Source organism: Pseudomonas sp. R3-56, assembly GCF_051132075.1.
Lineage (GTDB): Bacteria > Pseudomonadota > Gammaproteobacteria > Pseudomonadales > Pseudomonadaceae > Aquipseudomonas.
Genome location: NZ_CP071657.1, coordinates 315,215 through 332,975, shown reverse-complemented (window position 1 = coordinate 332,975; position 17,761 = coordinate 315,215). Strand labels below are relative to the sequence as shown.

Sequence of the window (17,761 nt, the reverse complement as noted above, 5' to 3'; positions counted from 1 at the left end):
AAGCCCTTCCTTCAAGGCGCCTGCAACAGCAGGTGGAGCAGGTTGCGGATTTCCCCGTAACGGCCGAGACGGCCGGTCATCGCGTCCCATAACGTGGGCAGGTAGAACAGCAGGAAGCCCAGCCCGACCAGGCTTTTCGCCGGCATGGCGAGGACAAAGACCTGCAATTGCGGGCTATACAGGCTGAGCAAGGCCAAGGCGAACTCCACCAGCAACAGCAAGCCGATGAAGGGCGCCGCATAAAGCATCATGTGCATGAACATTTCGGCGAGCAGCCCGAGGAACACCCCGAAACCATCCGCGCCGGGCAACGGAAACCAGACCGTGGGCGACCAGACCAGGTAGCTGTCCCAGATCACCTGGGTCAGCGTGCCGATGCCCAGGGTGGCCACCAGCAACAGGATCGTCATCTCCTTGAACAGGTGGCCCAACGGCGTCGTATCCGTGCCGAGTGCCGGGTTCAACTGGCCGCCGATGAGCGCACCGCGCTGGTTATCGAGCAAGGCCCCCACCGACTCATACAGCCAGAACGGCATGGCCAGCAGCACCCCGAGCAGCAGGCCCAGCACCACCTCCTTGAACATCAACCCAGCCAGGGTCAGCCAACTGACCTGGGCATCAATCAGGGCCTGGCGGATGCCCGGCGCCGGCAACATGCCCAGGGCGAACACCACGGCATGGCGCGGCAGGCCTCGCAAATGCTGGAAGCAGAACACCGGGACCAGGTAAGCCACCGGATAGATACGCGCCATGCCAAGGGCGATCGACAGCAGCAAGTCGAAATAGGGAAGGAAGGCCTGGGTCGTCATCAGGTGCTGGCCATCAGTTCAAAAGCCCGACGCAACAGGCCCAGCAGCTCGGCGCCAATCCAGCGACCGGTGACCAGCAAGGTCAGCCCCACGGCCACCAGCTTGATGCCGAAGGGCAAGGTCTGGTCCTGAATCTGCATCAAGGCCTGCACCAGGGAAGTCAGCACGCCGACGATCACTGCGACGATCAGGGGCGGCGCGGACAGCAGGACCACCAGCAACATGCCTTCCTTGAACAACGTCATCGCGTCCATCGCATGCCCTCAGAGGTAGGAGTAGAACAGGCTGTCGAGCAATTGCGTCCAGCCTTGCACGAGGACGAACACCAGCAGCTTGAGCGGCAACGAAATGGTCATCGGCGCGACCATCTGCATACCGAGCGCCAGCAGCAGGTTGGACACGATCAGGTCGATGACAATGAACGGGATGTAAATCAGGAAGCCCATCTGGAAGCCGGCCTCGAGCTCCGACAACATGAAGGCCGGGATCAGCAGCATCAGGTCGTCGCGACTGGCTTGCTCGGCGCGCTCCTTGGGCCACATGCGCTGTGTGTTTTCCAGCAGGTGGGTGAGGATGTCTGGGTTGGTATTGCGCGACATGAAGGCTTGCAGCGGTTTTACCGCGTTCAAGGCAGAACCCTGCAGCGCCTCGGTATTGCTGAAATCCAGTGGCCGCTCCTTCAGCTCCTCGGCGATGTCGTGGCCGACCGGCGCCATGATGAACAACGTCGCTGCCAGCGCAATGGCATACAGCGCCATGTTCGGCGGCACCTGCTGCACGCCGATGGCGTTGCGGGTAATCGTCAATACGATGGCGATTTTCAGGAAGGCGCTGCAAATGATCAGCAACAAGGGAACCAATGAGATCCCGCCGATGAACAGCGCCAGCAGAAAGGGGTCGACCCCCTGGAAGCTCATCCAGCGACATCCACGCGAGTGATCTGCAGACCGAGCCGGCCATCCACTTCTACCAGTTCGCCGTGGGCCAAGGCCCGCTCGCCATGGAACAACGCCGCCGCGCCCGGCGCCACGCCCTGGACCTGGAGCACCGAGCCGGGTGCAAGGTCGCGCAACTCGCCGAGGGTCAGGCTCAAGTGGCCGCAACGTATCGTCAGCGCCAATGGCAGGTCGTCGAAACGCTCGCGGGTGGCGGCAGGATCTGCAACCGGCGCCTGCGTTGCATCGGAGTCGACGGGGTAAGGCGCTGGTTGCTCGTCGACTTCAGGTGCCTGGACGTCGGGTTCGTAGCGAGTGGTGTCGTCCCAGTCGGGCGTCAGGATGTCGGTGTCGGCGGTGGTGTTCATAGCGGTTTCCTCCAGAGCGAGCAAGGTCAGGCGCAACGGCGCGGCACGGTCGTATACCCGGACCCGCGCACATTGCCGGCCCAGGCGAATGATTCCCTGGCCGGATGGATCGAACAGGGCGGACTCCGGAACCAGCACGTCACCGGGGCGCAGCGCGGCCACGTGCCTGGCGGCCAACGTCAGGTGCCCCAATGGCAGCGGAACATCCAGCGCAAGGTCGTCGCCCCAGGGCACACCCCGACGCTGCCAGGGCGCTGCGCCAAGCACCCCCAGCAGCGTCGTCCCGGCGATTTGCAGATGGCTCGTGGCACGGGCCGCGCCTGTTTTCACCTCGATCCGGCAGGCGATGCCCTCGACGACGTGACCGGCCAGCGGTCTCAGAAAACCGAATGCCCGCCGCAAGGACTCGCTCAGGGTTTGCTGGAACAGCGCCCAGAACCAGGCGTCATCCGCGCAAGGCTCGGCGGGCAGGACCACTGGGCACTCGCCGAACAGGCTGAGTACCGGGCCGGGCTCGTCGAGGGCCAGGGCACCTTGCGCACACTCCAGCACAAACGGCGTCGCTCTCGCCGCGCCGCTGGCCGGGGTCAGTTCCACCACGCCCGCTTCGCCCGCCACCTCGAACGCCAGACTGACGCCAGCCCCCAAGCGCTGCCGGGCGGCGGCGTCATCGCTGCACATCGATCGCAGCGCCAATGCACGTACGCTCATGTCGCACTCGCCTCCTCTGCGGATGCCACGCGCACCGTCACCGGCTGGCCCAGGCTCTGACCCAACGCCTCTTCCAGGCGCCCGGACCGACTCGATAACCGCGCACGTACTTCTTCGGTTTCGCCACTCAGGCCAATGTCCCAGCCAGAGGTCCCGGTGAGACGCTGCGCAGAGACCCTGATCCGTCCCAGGTGGGGAAGGTGCAGCAGCAGGTCCAACTGCTGGTCGAGCGTGGCCCGCAGACGTGGCGACAGCTGATCGACAAAGGCGTCCACTTCGCCGCTCTCCAGGCCCACCCACCCCGACAGGGAGCCGGCGCCGGCGGTGTCGTCCTCGCAACTGCCCCGAGGTGCGTCGACCCACTGGCGAAACCAGTAGCCGTCGCTGCGCCCGGCGGTCACTTCGGGGTCGCGTTCGGAAGCGGGCGCAGGCTCGCGGGCCGCCGGACGGGTGGCCCGACTCACCTGGGCAGGCGCGTACTCATGCGCACGCGGCGCGTGCCGGGCGGATGCAGCCGGCGGTCCACCGCGTACGGTGCGTTCATTCATCATCGGGAACCTCCACCAGGTATTCCATCATGGCGCCGAGCTTTTCCAGGTCACGCCTGCGCCCTTGCAATCGCTGCTGCGCGGCTTCGGTATGGCGTGCTTGCTGCGCCTGTTCCTCGTCCAGCGCCTGCAAGGCCCGCGCTTGCTCCGCCAACTCGCCGATCAAGCGCCGCTCCTCGGTGCTCCAGGCATTGAGTTCGCAAATGCTCAGCGCCCGGCCACGGTGCTCGCCGTAGAGGGCCTCGCGCTGCGCCGCCTGCTGCTCACAGGCTGCCTGCCAGCGCGCCCGCGCGGCGGCGAACGCGGCCTGGCGCTCGCGCAAAAGCTCGCGCTGCTGGCGCCAGGCCCGTTCGGCTTGCGCCTCGCGATGCCGGCGCACCGGCGCCAGGGCGTCCAGATCAGCCCGGGACATAGGCGGTCAATTGCTGGAGGTGGGCCAATGTCGACGTGAACGTCTCCGGCTCACGCAAGTCCTGGCGCAGGAATGCGTCTAGGGCGCTGCGGGATTCCACCGCCAGGTCGGTCAAGGGGTCCGCGCCGGCCTGATATTCCCCCAGGCGCAGCATCAGTTCGATCTGCTCGTAGGCCGACAGCAACCGCCGCAGATTGATGCCTGCTCGAAGGTGCTCGGCCTCGGCGACATTGGCCAGGGTTCGCGAGAGACTGGCCAACACGTCGATCGCCGGGTAATGACCGCGCTCGGCGAGTTTGCGCGACAGCACGATGTGACCATCAAGCAGCGAACGCACTTCATCCGCCACCGGATCGTTCATCGAATCCTGTTCGATGAGCACCGTATAAAGCCCGGTGATCGCCCCCTCATTGCTCAACCCGGCCCGCTCGACCAGACGCGGCAGCAGGCTGTAGACCGAAGGAGGCAAGCCGCCGCGCCCCAGCGGTTCGCCAGCGGCGAGGCCGATTTCCCGTTGAGCCCGGGCGAACCGGGTCAGCGAGTCGATGAGCAGCAGGACGCGCTGGCCGCGGGCGCGAAAACCCTCGGCCAAGGCCGTGGCGGTAAATGCCGCGCGGGCCCGTTCCATGCTGGACCGGTCGGAGGTGGCGCATACCAGGACTGCACGAGCGCGCAATTCATCATCCAGTTCATGGTCGAGAAATTCGCGCAACTCGCGCCCACGCTCACCGATCAAGCCGAAGACAATGACATCGCAGTCAACGTTGCGGGCGATCTCCGCCAACAATGTGGTCTTGCCGCAGCCGGCGCCCGCGAACAACCCGACACGCTGGCCTTCGCCAAGTGTCAGCGGGCCGTCGATGGCGCGTACGCCGGTCATCAAGGGCTGTTGAATGCGCGGTCGCGCGGTCGGCGCAGGCGCCTCACCAATCACTTGCGAGGCCTGCAGCACCTGCGCCCCGGCGAAAGCGCCCACGCCACCGTCCAACAGGGGCCGACCGAAGCCGTCCAACACTTGCCCAAGCAATTGCGGGCCGACAGTCACCCGGTGGGGCATGCCCAGTGGTTCCACGACGGCGCCGACCCGCACGCCCTCCAGGCCACCCAAGGCGCTGAGCAAGGCATCGTGGCGGTCGAAGCCGACGATTTCGGCGAGCAACGGCTCGCGCGCGTCACGTTCGACCTGGCAGAGGTCACCGATCTGCGCTCCCGGCAGCCGGCATTGCAACAAGATGCCGCTGACCCGCTGTACCTGTCCGCGCACCATGACCGGCGAGAACCGGCGCAGATGCGCCCGTTGGCCGGCCTCCCAGGTTTCCAGTCGTGCAATAGCCGCCTGCGTCATCACCAGGTGACCTCGTAGCGTTGCTCACCTTCGAAGGTGACCTTGCCGGCATCGATCGCGGTCAGGCGCAGCCCATCGATCTGGTCGCCCAGAAACAACCGGCGGCCGTCGGACGTGACAACGTGGCCATGTTTGCCGCCGACGATCTGGGCGATCTGAAACGGCAGTTGACTCAGCCGCTCCCTGACGTTGGTCGTGATCGCGACCGACGTATCGTAGCGGGCATGGAAACGCTCGATCAGCCGTTCGACCATCGCCAGGCGTTGACGCGGCAACTCACCCACCAGGGCCAGTCGGCCGTCCTGGACCTCGGTCTGCACATGGGCATCCAGGTCACGCTCCTGAAGCATGCGATCGAGCTCCAGGCGGACCGCCTCGACAGTGTCCAGGGCCACCTTGGCCGGCTTGAGCTGTTGCACCGCGCCGGGCGCCACGGTCGGTGCCGGCTGGCTGGTGAAGGCCAAGGCGCTGGAGGCAACGGTGATCACCGCGGCAGCGATGCTCAGGCGCTTGGTCCAGGAAGGCCGCGCCGCGGCCCTTTGCGGTTCGCGCTCTACCGCCAGGTGCGCCGCATCATCCAGGGCTGCTTCTTCAGGCCAGGGCTGATCCGCCGAGGCCAGGCACAACCAGACGCCAGCGATAGAGAAAGGCGCATTGCTTGGCAACGCCCCGGCGGGAATCCAGGGCTGGCCTTGTGCATCACAGACCTTCCCCTCCAGCGAGTCCAGCAGCCATTGGCCCTGAACCTGCCTGAGGGCCACGTGATGTGCGCAGATACCTGGATCGTATAACGCCAGGTCGGCGTCTTCCGCCGCTCCCACTACCCATTGCTCGCCCACCAGCGGCAACGCCGCACCTCGGTGCAGACCACTCAATACACGCAGCTCGAACATGGCCAACTCCTCAAGGCGCGACGGGGGTGCGCCCACAATCCGGTTGAACGACGGGGCACGGGTAGCCCTCGTCCACTGTCACAGCCAGGCCATCGAACGCGCCTGGATTTACATCGTTACCCGTGGCAGCACTGCCCGCGCGCCGAGGGGAAAAAACCCTCATGCGGCGTCCTCGATCCGCAGTTGTTCCTGCTCGAGATCGAAGCGCCCCAGCACGGTGACCTGGGCATTGCTGTGCAACTCGCTGAAGGCAAGCACGGGTACGTGATTGAACTCGTCACGCAGCAAGTCACGCAGCGGCGCGCGCAAGTCCTGGGCGACCAACAGCACCGCCACGCGTTTGGCCCGCAACGGGAAGCCTTCGCGCAGCTGCAAGACCAAGGCGCGGGTATGTACGCTTTCCAAGGCAAAAAAGGTTTCCGTCTGGGTCTGGCGCAACGCGTCGCGCAGCAGCCCTTCGGTTTCCGGCGTGAGTAGCCAGACGTGCAAGCCGTCTTCATCGCGGTACTGGTGATAGATCTGCGACTTCAGGGCGATGCGGGCGTAGTCGGTGAGCGCACCGACATCGCGCTCGTGCTGCCCATGCTCGATCAACGACTCGGCGATCAATCGCACCGCCCGCAGCGGCACGCCTTCGCCTGCCAAGCGTTGCAGAACGGCGGCGAAACGGGCCAAGGGCATGGTCCGCTGCAGCTCCTGCACCAGCTCTGGCTGTCCGGCTTCGAGCCAGCTGAGGATCGACTTGCTTTCCTGCAGGCCGAGGAACTGCGGGCCGGTGGCAAACATGGCCCGGCTCATGCGTTCCACCAGCAGCTCCCCCGCCGGCACCGCTTCCACGCGCTCGTCCGCCAGCAGCGGGTCGTCGGGGGCCAGCCAAAGCCATTGATGCTCGTCACGCACCTCGCTGCCGACCCGGGCATCCTGCGGCTCGAATGGCAGCGGCCCGCGCGCCACTGCTACGCGGTCACCGAAGGTCGCCCGCAACATCGGCACTTCGTGCACGCAGAACCGGAACTCGTCGTCTTCCAGCTGCGTGCTGTATTCGATCTCGAAGGGCGGCAAGGTCAGGCCAAAACCTGCAACCAGCGCGTTGCGCTTTTTGCGAATCGACTGGATAACGTCCTCGGCGGCCGGGTTGCCTTCCATCGCCTTGGAAAATTGCAAGAGATAGGCCCGGGTCGGGTCGAAGCTGCGCAGGTCCTCGGCGCCATTGTGTTCCGGCGTGACGACCGTTTCAGACTGCTCCGCCTGGCGAGCCTGTTTTGCCCGGCCATGCAACTGGATGATGCCCGCCGTGCCGGTGATCAAGGCAATCACGATGAACACCAGCGTCGGCATGCCGGGCAACGCGGCGAAGCCGAGCATTCCCACCGAAGCGATGACCCAGGCCTTGGGCTCGGCGGTCAACTGCTTGGCGATTTCCTTGCCTACGCTGCTGCCGGCTGGCTGTCCTTCCGGCGAGACGCGGGTAATGATCATGCCGGCGGTCAGGGAAATCAGCAGGGCCGGGATTTGCGCGATCAGACCGTCGCCAATGGTCAACACGGCGTACAAGTGCATCGAGTCGGACGCGCTCATGTCATGCTGGACCATGCCGACCGAGAAGCCACCGATGAGGTTGATCACCACGATCACCAGGCCTGCGATGGCGTCGCCCTTGACGAACTTCATCGCCCCGTCCATCGCCCCGAACAGTTGGCTTTCCTTGTTCAGTTCCTCGCGGCGGCGGCGGGCCTCGCTGACATCGATGAGGTTCGCCCGCAAGTCGCTGTCGATGGACATCTGTTTGCCAGGCAGCGCGTCCAGCGTGAACCGCGCCGCGACTTCGGCGACCCGCTCGGAGCCCTTGGTGATCACCAGGAAGTTGACCACCGTCAGGATGAGAAAGATGACCAGCCCGACCGCAAGGTTGCCCCCCACCACGAAATTGCCGAACGCCTGGACGATATGACCCGCGTCGCCCTGGAGGAGAATCAAGCGCGTGGTCGCCACCGACAGCGCCAGCCGGAACAAAGTGGTCAGCAACAGCACCGCCGGGAACGAGGAAAACGCCAACGGACGCGGCAGGTACAGCGAGAGCACGATCAGCAGGCAAGAGATGCAGATGTTGATGGCGATCAGCGCATCGACCACCGCAGTCGGCAACGGCAGGATCAGCATGAACACGATGCCGAGCACCACGAACGCGCCGGCCACCTCGATACGTTGCACCGCCGCCTGGGCGACTTTGTTCAGCATGGCGATCATGGGCGCGCTCCAATAACCGGTTCGGCGGTCTGTCCACGGGTCTCGCCACGGGAACGCTCGTCGAGCAGCACCAGTAGATTCTTCAGCGCGCTCTGGCGGCTTTTCGCATCGCGCCAGAGCGCCAGCGGCAAACGCTTGAGCAAGGGGTACAAGCCGTTCAAGGAGACCAGTTGGTCGCGCTCCTGATCGCCGCCCAATTCACGGCCGATGCGACGCACCTCCGCCGAAGACAGGCCGCTGCTGACAAATCCCAGCATGCGCTGGAGCAACAGCACGGCCGTGAGCTGGCTGGCCGGGCAACTGTAGGCCAGTTGCTCGAGCAAACGGCGACAGCTTTGCAGCACGCTGCTCAGTTGCGTCGAGGCAGCGAGGCCGATCAGCAACGTACGCAACAGAGCGGTAGGCCGCGAAGGGGCATGGGCGGCGATGTCATCAGCCAGCGCGCGGCGCATCATGTCGAGCCCCGAGACGAATGCCGCTTCGCCGAACAGGCCAAGCAACGCCTGCATCATGGTCGGCAAGGATTGCTTGAGCACCACGGTGTCGTAATAGAGGCGCCGTACCGCCTGGCGCAGTTCCGGATCGCCACCGGAGGCCCGCAGGGCCTCGGCGATGTTCATGCCGGCCTGGATCTGCGCACCATAACGCTCGCGCAACAGTTGCAGATAGTCGCGGGCACGCTTGGCTTCGACGAGACGCCCCTGCGCCTCGGCGTCCAGCAGTGCCTGCTTCAGGATCAGGTCGGTGCGGGCCGGATCTCCGCCAGTCGATTGCACCAGTTCCTCAAGTACCGGCTGGCCACCGAGCAAGACGCCGGCCTGGGCAGCCATGGCCCCCAGGCTCTGCTTGCCTGGGTGGCCGAGTTGGTCGTACCACTCTTCCAGTTGTTCACGGGTCTCGACCCGCACCTGGCCCACCTCGCTGCGGGCATTACGGATGCGGCGCTGGTTCAGCGCCTTGGTATTGCGTTCCACATGATGGCTGAAGGTCATGCCGACCTCCTCCATCGAACTGGACTGCGTGGCCTGCGACGACTCGACAGGCCTGCCAACGCCCGCGACAGCCGAAACGGCCTGGGCGAGATTGGCGGCAATGTGCGCATTTGTCGGGGCTTCTACTTTCATGATGACCGGGAGCGTGGTTTCGGACGCTCAGTGGGTGGCGGTGATCCACCATTCGGTTCCATCGCCGTCACGAGCCTTATTCAAGGCGAACAACCGAGTCGTCCGCCGGCCGTTTTTTGCAGACCCGACCGGTGCAATTTCATGCAGTGGACTTCCGGAAAGCCGTGCACGCCCTTGCACAAATAGAGCACTTGCACTAATAAAAAGTCCTTAAATTTCATTTAGATAAGTGTTAAATCCGGCTTGGCACAGGTCCTGCTGAAGGGGAAACGTCGACACACCCGTCGACATCAGGGAACCCATTCAGAGGGATTTATTGATGAACAGCCTGAACCTCATGCTTCCCCCGCAAACCTCACCGACACGTCCGAGTGCGCCCGGTGTCAGCTTCGGCGAGGAGCGTAAGCTGCGTCTGTTTGTGCAAAAGCGTGTACTCAATCAAGACGACGCCGACGACATCATCCAACTCACGTATCTGGAAGCCTGGCGCAACCAGGAAAAATTCAAGGGGTTGGCCAAGCCGGACACCTGGCTATGCGGCATCGCCTTGAACCTGATACGCAATCACTTCCGCCGTTTCTATGCGCAACCGCCACTGAGCACGTTCGACGAAAGCGATTTTCACGAATCCAGCGACGACATCGACCTGAGTGAATTGTGCGACAACCGACGGCTGCTGGACCGCACGCTGCTGGCGATGGACGCCCTGCCCAAGGACATGCGCGACACCTTGTGGACCGCCGTGGACACCGAGAGCAGCTACCGCGATGCCGCCGAACGGCTGGGCGTGCCCATCGGCACCGTGCGCTCACGATTGTTTCGGGCCCGTGAACAACTCAAGAAAAGCGTCTATGGAGAAACCCGGCCATGACCAGGAATCGTTTGAACAGCCGAGCCGACCTGCCACGTGGCGTACGTCGCTATACGCCCGATGACCTGCCGGTGATGACGGATATCTTCAACGAAAGCGCTCTGGGGGGAACCAGTTCCCCCGTACTCAGAGCGTTTTCCCTGAAGGAAATGACGTTCTTCGTCGATTGTTTCGTCAAGGAAGGTGACCCGATCTACGTGCTCGAGCGAGGCGGCGAGGTGGTCGCCTGGTTGATCGTCAACCGCTTCTGTTGGGGTGCCCAGGCCTGCCGGTTGACCGGCGAAGTATCGATATACGTGCGCAACGACCACATTGGCAGCGGCGTCGGCATTCGCCTCGGCCAGGCCGCCGTGGTGTTGGCCAGACGTTATGGTTTCGAGACGCTGGTGGCCTGGATCATCGAGCACAACGAGGCGAGCAAGCGGGGCGTGCAAGGATTGGGAGCGACGCTATGGGGACGTTTCCCGGGTATCGCCCGATTCGCTGACAAACGTGCGGATGTGGTGCTCTATGGATTGGACCTGATGCCTATCGACACCACACCCGTCAGCGCTTCAGTGCCTGCGCAGACAAGGGAGGCCAGCCTGGCTTGAAACAACGGCTCGTCCGGCAAGAGGCCGGGCGAGCCGTTGCCATTTTTTGCACTGGCAACCGTTGATCTCGTGGCGAGAATTCCCCGCGGGCCCGACGCCTGGCCACCCGGATCAATCCACCGACCAACGCACCGGCAACGCATCCGGCCCCCTGAAATTGGGTACATAGCGCCAGCGTACGGCGCTGGGCTCCACCGCCAGTTGCAGCCCGGGACAACGCCGCAGCAAGGTCGCCAAGGCTATCTCCAGTTCCTGCCTCGCCAGCGAAGCCCCCAGGCAGTAATGAGTACCTTTGCCAAAAGACATGTGCGGGCAGGCCGGGCGAGTGATATCCAGTGTGTCCGGATCGGCGCACATCGCCTCGTCACGATTGGCCGCCCCCACCACCGCCACCAGCAGTTGCCCCCGCTGCAAACGCTGTCCGGCCAGTTCCGTGTCCTGGGTGACGAAACGAACCATGGCCCGTTCCACCGCCGAGTCATAACGCAAGAACTCTTCCACCGCGTCGGGCATCAATGTCGGCTCATCCCGCAATTGGATCAATGCCTCAGGATGCTGCACGAGCGTGTGCACGGCATTGCCAATCATCGATGCCGAAGTTTCGTGCCCGGCGATGATCAGCAGCGCGATCATGCTGCACAGCTCACTTCGGCTGAGCATACTGCCCTCTTCGTCGACCTGGGCCAGGGCCGACACCAGATCGTCGGCCGGTTGGGCCCGGCGCTGCTCGATCAAGGCGAGCATGTAGCTGGCAAATTCTTCGTAGCAGCGCTGCAGTTCGCTCAGGTCATGGCCTACCTGCCGGACAATCATGTGGGACCAGCGCCGGAAATCGTCGCGATCCTGAGCAGGGACGCCCAGCAGTTCGGCGATGACGGTAATCGACAAAGGGAAGGCATATTGGCTCACGACGTCCATCTGTCCGCTCGACTGCACTGCGTCCAGCAACGTCTCGGCGATTTGTTCGATGCGCGGTCGCATGGCGTTCACTGCCTTCAAGGTGAAGGCCTTGTTGACCAGGCGACGCAGGCGGCGATGGCTCTCCCCGTCGCGGTTGAGCATGTGCTCATTGAGAAATGCGATGGACTGCTCGCCGCCGAGCATCGCCGCGAACCGCGGATCGATGCGCGACGGATCACGGGCGAAGCGATCGTTGTCCAGCAGGACCTCTTCGACTTCCCGGGCACCGGTGACGTACCACATCGGCAACTGCCCGTCGGGCTGGCTGAGGAACACCGGAGACGACTGGCGCAGCGCCGCATAGTGCCGATAAGCCTCGCCGCGAAACGCGTCGCTATTCAAATCAAGGGTCCGCTCGTACGCCATGAACACTCTCCAGAGGAAGGAATCGTTGCCCATGAGTGGCTGGACTGGCGTAAAAAGATCCCTGCCAGAGCAAGCTCGCCCACCAGCCCCCTATCGCCTGTCACCGGATGAACCGTTTGCCCGGCCAGCGTCACTCAAGGGGAACCCAACCCCGCGTGGAGCTGACATGACGCATGCACTTGCCATCCATGGCCACTGTGACCCTCGCTTCGAGCCGGTCAGAGAGGCTTTTATCCAACTGATGAAAAGCCCTTTCGAACGCGGCGCCGCCCTGTCCATCCAGATCGACGGCGAAACGGTGATCGATCTATGGGCCGGAATTGCCGGGCCGGAACCGGACGTCCAATGGCAGCGCGACACCCTGCTCAACCTGTTCTCTTGCACCAAGCCGTTCACCGCAGTGGCGATCATGCAGCTGGTGGGCGAGGGACGCCTGGACCTCGACACGCCGGTCTGCCGCTACTGGCCCGAATTCGCCAACGCCGGCAAAGCATCCATCACCGTGCGCCAGGTACTGTGCCATCGCGCCGGGCTACCGGCGTTGCGCACTCCCCTCGCGCCGGAAACGCTTTACGACTGGGACACCATGGTCGACCTGATCGCCGAGGAGCAGCCCTGGGCCGACGCCGGCAAACAGCAGACCTATTCGCCGCTGCTGTTCGGCTGGATTCTCGGTGAATTGCTGCGCCGGGTGGATGGCATGGCCCCGGCGCAAAGCATCCGCCAGCGGGTGGCGCTGCCACTCGGGCTGGATTTCCACATGGGCCTGGACGACGCGGACATCGCTCGATGCGCCTACATGGCGCGCACCAAGGACGACGTCGATGACGAGGCCTTTGGTCGAGTGCTGCAGTTCGTGCTCAACGAGCCGACGGCCATGAGTTCATTGGCCTTCGCCAATCCGCCGATGGTGCTGGGGCGCAGTAACGAAACCGGTTGGAAGCGCATGACCCAGCCGGCGGCCAACGGCCACGGCAACGCCCGCAGCCTGGCGGCGTTCTACGCCGGCCTGCTGGACGGACGCCTGCTGGAATCACCGCTGCTCAACGAAATGCTGTGCGAGCACAGCGCCGAATACGACCCGACGATCCAGACAGCCACCCGTTTCGGCCTGGGCATCATGCTCGATCAGCCGGACGTGGCGAACGGCAGCTACGGCATGGGAACGAGCGCGTTCGGCCACATGGGCGCCGGTGGCACCATCGGCTTTGCCGACCCGGAGCGCGGCGTGGCCTTCGGCTTCGCCTGCAACACCATCGGCTCCTACGTCCTGATGGACCCTCGCGCACGCGGCCTGGCGAATGTTGCGATGGATTGTTTGTAAAATCCGAAATCGGCGATGGTCAATCCGTGGCGAGGGAGCTTGCTCCCGCTGGATTGCGCAGCGATCCCGTTTGTTTGATGGGCGCTACGCACCCAAGCGGGAGCAAGCTCCCTCGCCACGGGTTAGATATCAACAAGCGAATCGTATTGCTCCAGCGCTCTCACACCCCAGGTGGCACTGCCGCCTCGGCCACCTGCGGCTCGACCGTATCTGGCGAAGCGACCACTTGCTCTTCGCCATCGCCGACCCGGGGCAACGCGGCCTTGGCGATCATGTCCGGTTGCGCCAGCAACTTGCGCGATGCTTCCACCGGCATCAGCAAACGCCCCCTTACGCGGCCACGGCCGGCCGGGTTGAGCATGCGCAACTCCCGCTCATGCACCCCCGATAACTGCGCCAGCTGCGCCAGGTCCACCGGCTGCGCCAAGGCGACCATCTGGAAGTACGGCTGGTCGGCAATCGGGGCCAGGCTCACGCCGTAGTCTGCGGGAGTGTTGATCAGTTGCGACAAAGCCAGCAGCCGCGGCACATAATTCTGGGTCTCGCCGGGCAGCGACAGGTTCCAGTAACTGGTCGCCAGGCCACGGGCGCGGTTACGCGTGATGGCGTCGCGAACCCGCCCTTCCCCGGCGTTGTAGGCAGCCAGCGCCAGCAGCCAGTCGCCGTCGAAGTAATCGTGCAAGTAAGACAAGTAATCCAGGGCAGCCCGGGTGGAGGATGGAATATCCCGGCGCTCATCGTAGTCACCGTGCTGCTGCAATTGGTAACGGCGTCCGGTGGCTGGAATGAACTGCCAGAGCCCCAACGCCTGCGCAGGCGAACGTGCATTGGGATTGAATCCGCTTTCGATTGCCGGCAGCAAAGCCAGCTCCAGGGGCATGTTGCGCTTGTTCAGCTCGCCCACGATGAAGTGCAGGTAACGGCTACCGGCGCGGCCGGTCTGGGTAAGAAAAGCCGGGCGCTCCATCAACCAGCGACGCTGCTCGTCGATGCGGGCCACGCCCTGGGTTCTGGTCTGCAAGGAAAATCCCTGGCGCATGCGCGCCCACAGGCTGCCGCCGCTTTGCGGGGATGACTCGCCAATTTCGATGATCGTGTCCGTGGGCGCCGGCTCAAGCCAGCGTAGCTGCGCGCGGTAAGGCTCGTTGGCGAAACGGTCGCCAATGGTCAGCTGCGGTTCGAGATGCTGGCATCCGTACAGCAAGGTCCCCATGGCCAGCATGGACAAGCCTTTGGGGATGGATCGCAGAGCTGGCGAAGATGCAAGTGATCGGGACATGGGCGGTCAACCTTGAATGAGGTGGCGCCATTGGGTGGCAGATCACCGGCCAGCGGTTCCACCGGTCAGTGGAACCGAAATGCCCCGGCTGTCACTCATCAGGGGCAGCAGGCGCTCGTCGGTGCCTGAATGACAATGCGAGGTCCATCATGGCGTCACCCACCTATTGCAAGCTGATCGATCAGCTCTGCGAACTTACGATGATTCCCAGCCCGTCAGCGTTCTACGAAGAGGCGAACCTGTCGGTCAAGGATGTGGACTTTTCCTTGAAGCACACGCCTGGCGTGGGCGAGGGAGACGTCTTCATCTACTGCGGCTTCGGCCCCCTGCCCGTGGCGAATCGTGAAGCGGTCCTGCAACGGCTGCTGGAAACCAACCTGTATCTGCTCAGCGGCGCGTTCTGTCCATCGCTGTCGTACAACCGCGACAGCAAACAGGTGGTCCTGATCGGCCACGTCCCGCTGGACGGCCTCACAGCCGAGCGCCTGCTCGGGCTGATGGGGGGTGCCGCCGACATGGCGCTGATCTGGCGCGATGGCTACTTCTTCGACGGTGCCAGCCCAGACGACACCGCCAAGACCGCCCAGCCCAAACCCACCCCGCGTAGCGCAGGGCTCAACAACGCCCTGTCGATCTAGGAAGGAGAACACGACATGCCAGCAGTATCAGTAGGCGGAACCTCAAGTTCGGCGCCATTGCACCCGCAGCAGGACGATCGGATCCTGCCGGTGAGAACCAGCCTTTCCGAGCAGGTTCGCCCGTCCACGACCCCCCTTGTGCCGTATCACTTCGAAGGAAAGGCGTCCGACAAGACTCAGGAAACGCTCAGGGTCAAACAGGAGCGCTTGCAAGGAATGATCGGCAGGCTCGGTAAAAAAGATCCTGAGGGGGACCCCATCGGCTTTGCCCGTGAGCATATGAAACTGGAAGCAAAGGTATTGAGCTATGCGCCAGGGACAAGCTATCAAGACGTGCAAAAGCACCTCGCCGAACTCGGCGGCACGCCCCACCCGATGCTGTCAGGCCAGGAAGAAACCGAAGCATTCGCCAAGGATTTCAACGAGTACCTGGCCAAGAACGAGGGCGACAGGGAAGAGAGCGGAGGTTTCAAAGCGGTCTGGGACAAGCACTGCGAGCGCGTTGGTAATACCCTCGGCGCCTATCATTCGCTGTGTCAGGAAGTGATCGATCAAACCCCGGGAGAAGGCGATCTCAAGCTGCTGCGCAGCAGTCATGAAGCTTTTCGCGGTTATGCCAAAGGCGTCACGCAAGCCATGACGCAGGACATGCCCCAGCGGCTGAACACGTTCATGGAAAGCCGGATCGAGCACGCGCAACTAGCGGCGAACAACGAGAGCCTTCCCCAGGCCGACCGAGACAAGGCGAGGGATGAGTTAGGCCAGTTGCGTGAGGTCAACAAAGAGCTTGGCGGGTTGCTGAAGAAGGAGGACGACAAACCTAGCAAGCTGGCAGCGGCGACGAAAAAAAACGAGGTGCTGGACACCGCACTGAAGAACGTCGCACGCCAGGACTACGTGGCCGAACTCAAGACCCACAGCGGCTTCGTGACAGGCCTGGCTGTATTTGCCGACGCAGGAATCCCCCAAGGCTTCGCGTCTGCCGGACACTTCGGCGCCGCCACCGCGGCGATCGACGAGGCGATGGCGGACCAGTCCTTCGGCAAACATGTGGCGGCGACGTCAACCGTCCTGGGTTCCGCCCACAAGGTAATCAGCGATGGCCTGCGCCCGTTTGTCCAGGTCGTCGTCGACAAGACGATTGGCCGGGGGCTGGAAAAAGTCGACCCGCTGGCGGTATATCCCAAGGCCCTGCAAGACATCACCGTGAACGGACGCCGGGTTGCCAACGAGCAACGCGAAACCATCGACGCGACACAGAGCGACAAGCGCGCCGATTTCAAACTGAAACAGAACGCCAACAATTTTGGCACCATGAGCGGCGACTTCACCGGTTACCTCGCCTTCGGCGCGGCTCATGCGGTGAGGGACACGATAGATCAGTTCACGTCCGTCAACGCCTCCGGTATCGCGGCTCGCAGTGTCGCCTCTGCGGTAGGCGGCACCTTCATGGCGGGCGGACAGGCGGTTGCCAAATATGCCCAGACCCATGGCGATGAGCAAATCCCCACCTACCGCGTCACGAAGGAAAACCGTGAGTGGAAAGAACTCCTGCCCAAGGCGTTTGCCGAGGCGACTGGCAAGCTCAACCCGATCAGCATGGCCAATGTCAGTGACTTGGCCAACCGGATCGTGGGGGTGGGCCCAGGGATCGCCATGCGCACCGGCGTTGGGGATGCCGCCGCGGTGGGTGAAGACCCTGAAGTCAAAGAAAAAATGGAGCAGATCGTCACTACCTTCTTCTCGTCCGGCCTGACGCTGCTCCCATTCTTTGCCAACAGCGTGGCGGCACCGCTCGAGAACAAGGCACTGAGCGACGGCACTGACGACCTTGCCAAGCGGGCACAGGTACCGTGGCAGAACGTAACCAACCCTAACCGGGATACCCTGCCACACACCCAGACCGAAGGTTTGACCCGCAATCTGGAGAACGTCTATCACGTCACCCGCGGGCTGACCCAGATTGTTCCGCAGGGCAGCCTCTCCGCGCTCAACATCACCTCCGACTTTGCCAAGGGGTTGGTAACGAATCGGAAAAAAGCGCCCGCTGGCGACAACATGGAGCTGGCAGAACGCGGCGAAGCCCCGCCACAGAGCGGACCGTCCAACGAACCAACACCCACCCCTCGACCTAGCTGAGAAAGCCGCCGGACCATCGCTCGGTGGCCCGGCATCCCTCCGTCCACGCTGGCTGCAGGAACTCCCCTGTGCCAGCCCTCGCGACACACTCCGACCGCCCCCCCGTGGCGAGGGAGCTTGCTCCCGCTCGGCTGCGCAGCAGTCGTAAACCGGCCAATGCGATATGACTGAATTACCATGGTGCCTGGCGTCAGTTGCT

Annotated in this window: 17 protein-coding genes; 5 read left to right on the top strand and 12 right to left on the bottom strand. The window is 63.7% G+C overall.

The window, feature by feature from the left end:
* Positions 1–11: 11 nt before the first annotated feature.
* From sctT to J3P96_RS01530, 10 genes are all read right to left on the bottom strand, one after another.
* On the bottom strand, positions 12–809 hold the full coding sequence (gene sctT, locus J3P96_RS01575; RefSeq protein WP_434654877.1) for a type III secretion system export apparatus subunit SctT: 798 nt from the start codon (positions 807–809) through the stop codon (positions 12–14).
* On the bottom strand, positions 809–1,063 hold the full coding sequence (sctS, locus tag J3P96_RS01570) for a type III secretion system export apparatus subunit SctS (protein WP_305498097.1): 255 nt from the start codon (positions 1,061–1,063) through the stop codon (positions 809–811). The genes sctT and sctS overlap by 1 nt, the downstream gene beginning before the upstream one ends.
* Before the next feature lie 9 nt (positions 1,064–1,072).
* A complete protein-coding gene (gene sctR, locus J3P96_RS01565) occupies positions 1,073–1,726 on the bottom strand; it encodes a type III secretion system export apparatus subunit SctR (RefSeq protein ID WP_305498095.1) in 654 nt (217 codons plus the stop codon).
* A complete protein-coding gene (sctQ, locus tag J3P96_RS01560) occupies positions 1,723–2,823 on the bottom strand; it encodes a type III secretion system cytoplasmic ring protein SctQ (protein WP_434654875.1) in 1,101 nt (366 codons plus the stop codon). The genes sctR and sctQ overlap by 4 nt, the downstream gene beginning before the upstream one ends.
* Positions 2,820–3,374 carry a type III secretion protein gene (locus J3P96_RS01555; protein ID WP_434654872.1) on the bottom strand — a complete coding sequence of 185 codons (555 nt, stop codon included), beginning with the start codon at positions 3,372–3,374 and terminating at the stop codon, positions 2,820–2,822. The genes sctQ and J3P96_RS01555 overlap by 4 nt, the downstream gene beginning before the upstream one ends.
* Positions 3,364–3,783 (bottom strand): hypothetical protein, encoded by a 420-nt coding sequence (locus J3P96_RS01550; RefSeq protein ID WP_434602163.1) that lies wholly within the window; start codon positions 3,781–3,783, stop codon positions 3,364–3,366. The genes J3P96_RS01555 and J3P96_RS01550 overlap by 11 nt, the downstream gene beginning before the upstream one ends.
* Positions 3,770–5,128 (bottom strand): FliI/YscN family ATPase, encoded by a 1,359-nt coding sequence (locus J3P96_RS01545; protein ID WP_434654870.1) that lies wholly within the window; start codon positions 5,126–5,128, stop codon positions 3,770–3,772. Before J3P96_RS01545 ends, J3P96_RS01550 begins: the two co-directional genes overlap by 14 nt.
* Positions 5,128–6,021, bottom strand: coding sequence for an FHA domain-containing protein (locus tag J3P96_RS01540; protein ID WP_434654867.1), 894 nt, complete (start codon positions 6,019–6,021; stop codon positions 5,128–5,130). The genes J3P96_RS01545 and J3P96_RS01540 overlap by 1 nt, the downstream gene beginning before the upstream one ends.
* A gap of 159 nt (positions 6,022–6,180) precedes the next feature.
* Positions 6,181–8,268 (bottom strand): type III secretion system export apparatus subunit SctV, encoded by a 2,088-nt coding sequence (gene sctV, locus J3P96_RS01535; protein WP_434627275.1) that lies wholly within the window; start codon positions 8,266–8,268, stop codon positions 6,181–6,183.
* The gene (locus J3P96_RS01530; RefSeq protein ID WP_434571086.1) at positions 8,265–9,260 is read right to left on the bottom strand and encodes a TyeA family type III secretion system gatekeeper subunit; all 996 of its coding nucleotides are present in this window, start codon (positions 9,258–9,260) and stop codon (positions 8,265–8,267) included. Before J3P96_RS01530 ends, sctV begins: the two co-directional genes overlap by 4 nt.
* A 451-nt stretch (positions 9,261–9,711) precedes the next feature.
* Here J3P96_RS01530 and J3P96_RS01525 point away from each other — a divergent pair, with 451 nt between their 5' ends.
* Positions 9,712–10,263, top strand: a complete 552-nt coding sequence (locus J3P96_RS01525; RefSeq protein ID WP_305498082.1) for an RNA polymerase sigma factor — start codon at positions 9,712–9,714, stop codon at positions 10,261–10,263.
* Complete coding sequence (locus J3P96_RS01520; protein ID WP_434654864.1) at positions 10,260–10,856, top strand: GNAT family N-acetyltransferase; 597 nt, start codon at positions 10,260–10,262, stop codon at positions 10,854–10,856. Before J3P96_RS01525 ends, J3P96_RS01520 begins: the two co-directional genes overlap by 4 nt.
* 111 nt (positions 10,857–10,967) lie before the next feature.
* On the opposite strand, the gene J3P96_RS01515 is transcribed toward J3P96_RS01520, so the two are convergent.
* Complete coding sequence (locus J3P96_RS01515; protein WP_434654862.1) at positions 10,968–12,182, bottom strand: cytochrome P450 family protein; 1,215 nt, start codon at positions 12,180–12,182, stop codon at positions 10,968–10,970.
* 166 nt (positions 12,183–12,348) lie between these two features.
* Between J3P96_RS01515 and J3P96_RS01510 the strand changes: the two genes are divergently transcribed.
* The gene (locus tag J3P96_RS01510; RefSeq protein WP_434654859.1) at positions 12,349–13,506 is read left to right on the top strand and encodes a serine hydrolase domain-containing protein; all 1,158 of its coding nucleotides are present in this window, start codon (positions 12,349–12,351) and stop codon (positions 13,504–13,506) included.
* 160 nt (positions 13,507–13,666) lie between these two features.
* Here J3P96_RS01510 and J3P96_RS01505 read toward each other — a convergent pair whose 3' ends face one another.
* The gene (locus J3P96_RS01505) at positions 13,667–14,785 is read right to left on the bottom strand and encodes a transglycosylase SLT domain-containing protein (RefSeq protein WP_434627264.1); all 1,119 of its coding nucleotides are present in this window, start codon (positions 14,783–14,785) and stop codon (positions 13,667–13,669) included.
* Positions 14,786–14,934: 149 nt separating this feature from the next.
* Between J3P96_RS01505 and J3P96_RS01500 the strand changes: the two genes are divergently transcribed.
* Both J3P96_RS01500 and J3P96_RS01495 read left to right on the top strand, forming a co-directional pair.
* Positions 14,935–15,423: a CesT family type III secretion system chaperone gene (locus tag J3P96_RS01500; RefSeq protein WP_434654857.1), complete on the top strand. Its 489-nt coding sequence runs from the start codon at positions 14,935–14,937 to the stop codon at positions 15,421–15,423.
* 15 nt (positions 15,424–15,438) lie between these two features.
* Entirely contained in the window at positions 15,439–17,562 is a 2,124-nt protein-coding gene (locus J3P96_RS01495) for a type III effector (RefSeq protein ID WP_434654855.1), read from the top strand.
* Positions 17,563–17,761 lie beyond the last annotated feature (199 nt).

What these genes read in the sequence shown, in the direction of transcription:
- J3P96_RS01545 (WP_434654870.1), bottom strand. Translation starts at nt 5,128, where the DNA reads ATGACGCAGGCGGCTATTGCACGACTGGAAACCTGGGAGGCCGGCCAA.
- sctS (WP_305498097.1), bottom strand. Translation starts at nt 1,063, where the DNA reads ATGGACGCGATGACGTTGTTCAAGGAAGGCATGTTGCTGGTGGTCCTG.
- sctQ (WP_434654875.1), bottom strand. Translation starts at nt 2,823, where the DNA reads ATGAGCGTACGTGCATTGGCGCTGCGATCGATGTGCAGCGATGACGCC.
- J3P96_RS01530 (WP_434571086.1), bottom strand. Translation starts at nt 9,260, where the DNA reads ATGACCTTCAGCCATCATGTGGAACGCAATACCAAGGCGCTGAACCAG.
- J3P96_RS01550 (WP_434602163.1), bottom strand. Translation starts at nt 3,783, where the DNA reads ATGTCCCGGGCTGATCTGGACGCCCTGGCGCCGGTGCGCCGGCATCGC.
- J3P96_RS01540 (WP_434654867.1), bottom strand. Translation starts at nt 6,021, where the DNA reads ATGTTCGAGCTGCGTGTATTGAGTGGTCTGCACCGAGGTGCGGCGTTG.
- sctR (WP_305498095.1), bottom strand. Translation starts at nt 1,726, where the DNA reads ATGAGCTTCCAGGGGGTCGACCCCTTTCTGCTGGCGCTGTTCATCGGC.
- sctT (WP_434654877.1), bottom strand. Translation starts at nt 809, where the DNA reads ATGACGACCCAGGCCTTCCTTCCCTATTTCGACTTGCTGCTGTCGATC.
- J3P96_RS01520 (WP_434654864.1), top strand. Translation starts at nt 10,260, where the DNA reads ATGACCAGGAATCGTTTGAACAGCCGAGCCGACCTGCCACGTGGCGTA.
- J3P96_RS01515 (WP_434654862.1), bottom strand. Translation starts at nt 12,182, where the DNA reads ATGGCGTACGAGCGGACCCTTGATTTGAATAGCGACGCGTTTCGCGGC.
- J3P96_RS01510 (WP_434654859.1), top strand. Translation starts at nt 12,349, where the DNA reads ATGACGCATGCACTTGCCATCCATGGCCACTGTGACCCTCGCTTCGAG.
- J3P96_RS01495 (WP_434654855.1), top strand. Translation starts at nt 15,439, where the DNA reads ATGCCAGCAGTATCAGTAGGCGGAACCTCAAGTTCGGCGCCATTGCAC.
- J3P96_RS01500 (WP_434654857.1), top strand. Translation starts at nt 14,935, where the DNA reads ATGGCGTCACCCACCTATTGCAAGCTGATCGATCAGCTCTGCGAACTT.
- J3P96_RS01555 (WP_434654872.1), bottom strand. Translation starts at nt 3,374, where the DNA reads ATGATGAATGAACGCACCGTACGCGGTGGACCGCCGGCTGCATCCGCC.
- sctV (WP_434627275.1), bottom strand. Translation starts at nt 8,268, where the DNA reads ATGATCGCCATGCTGAACAAAGTCGCCCAGGCGGCGGTGCAACGTATC.
- J3P96_RS01525 (WP_305498082.1), top strand. Translation starts at nt 9,712, where the DNA reads ATGAACAGCCTGAACCTCATGCTTCCCCCGCAAACCTCACCGACACGT.
- J3P96_RS01505 (WP_434627264.1), bottom strand. Translation starts at nt 14,785, where the DNA reads ATGTCCCGATCACTTGCATCTTCGCCAGCTCTGCGATCCATCCCCAAA.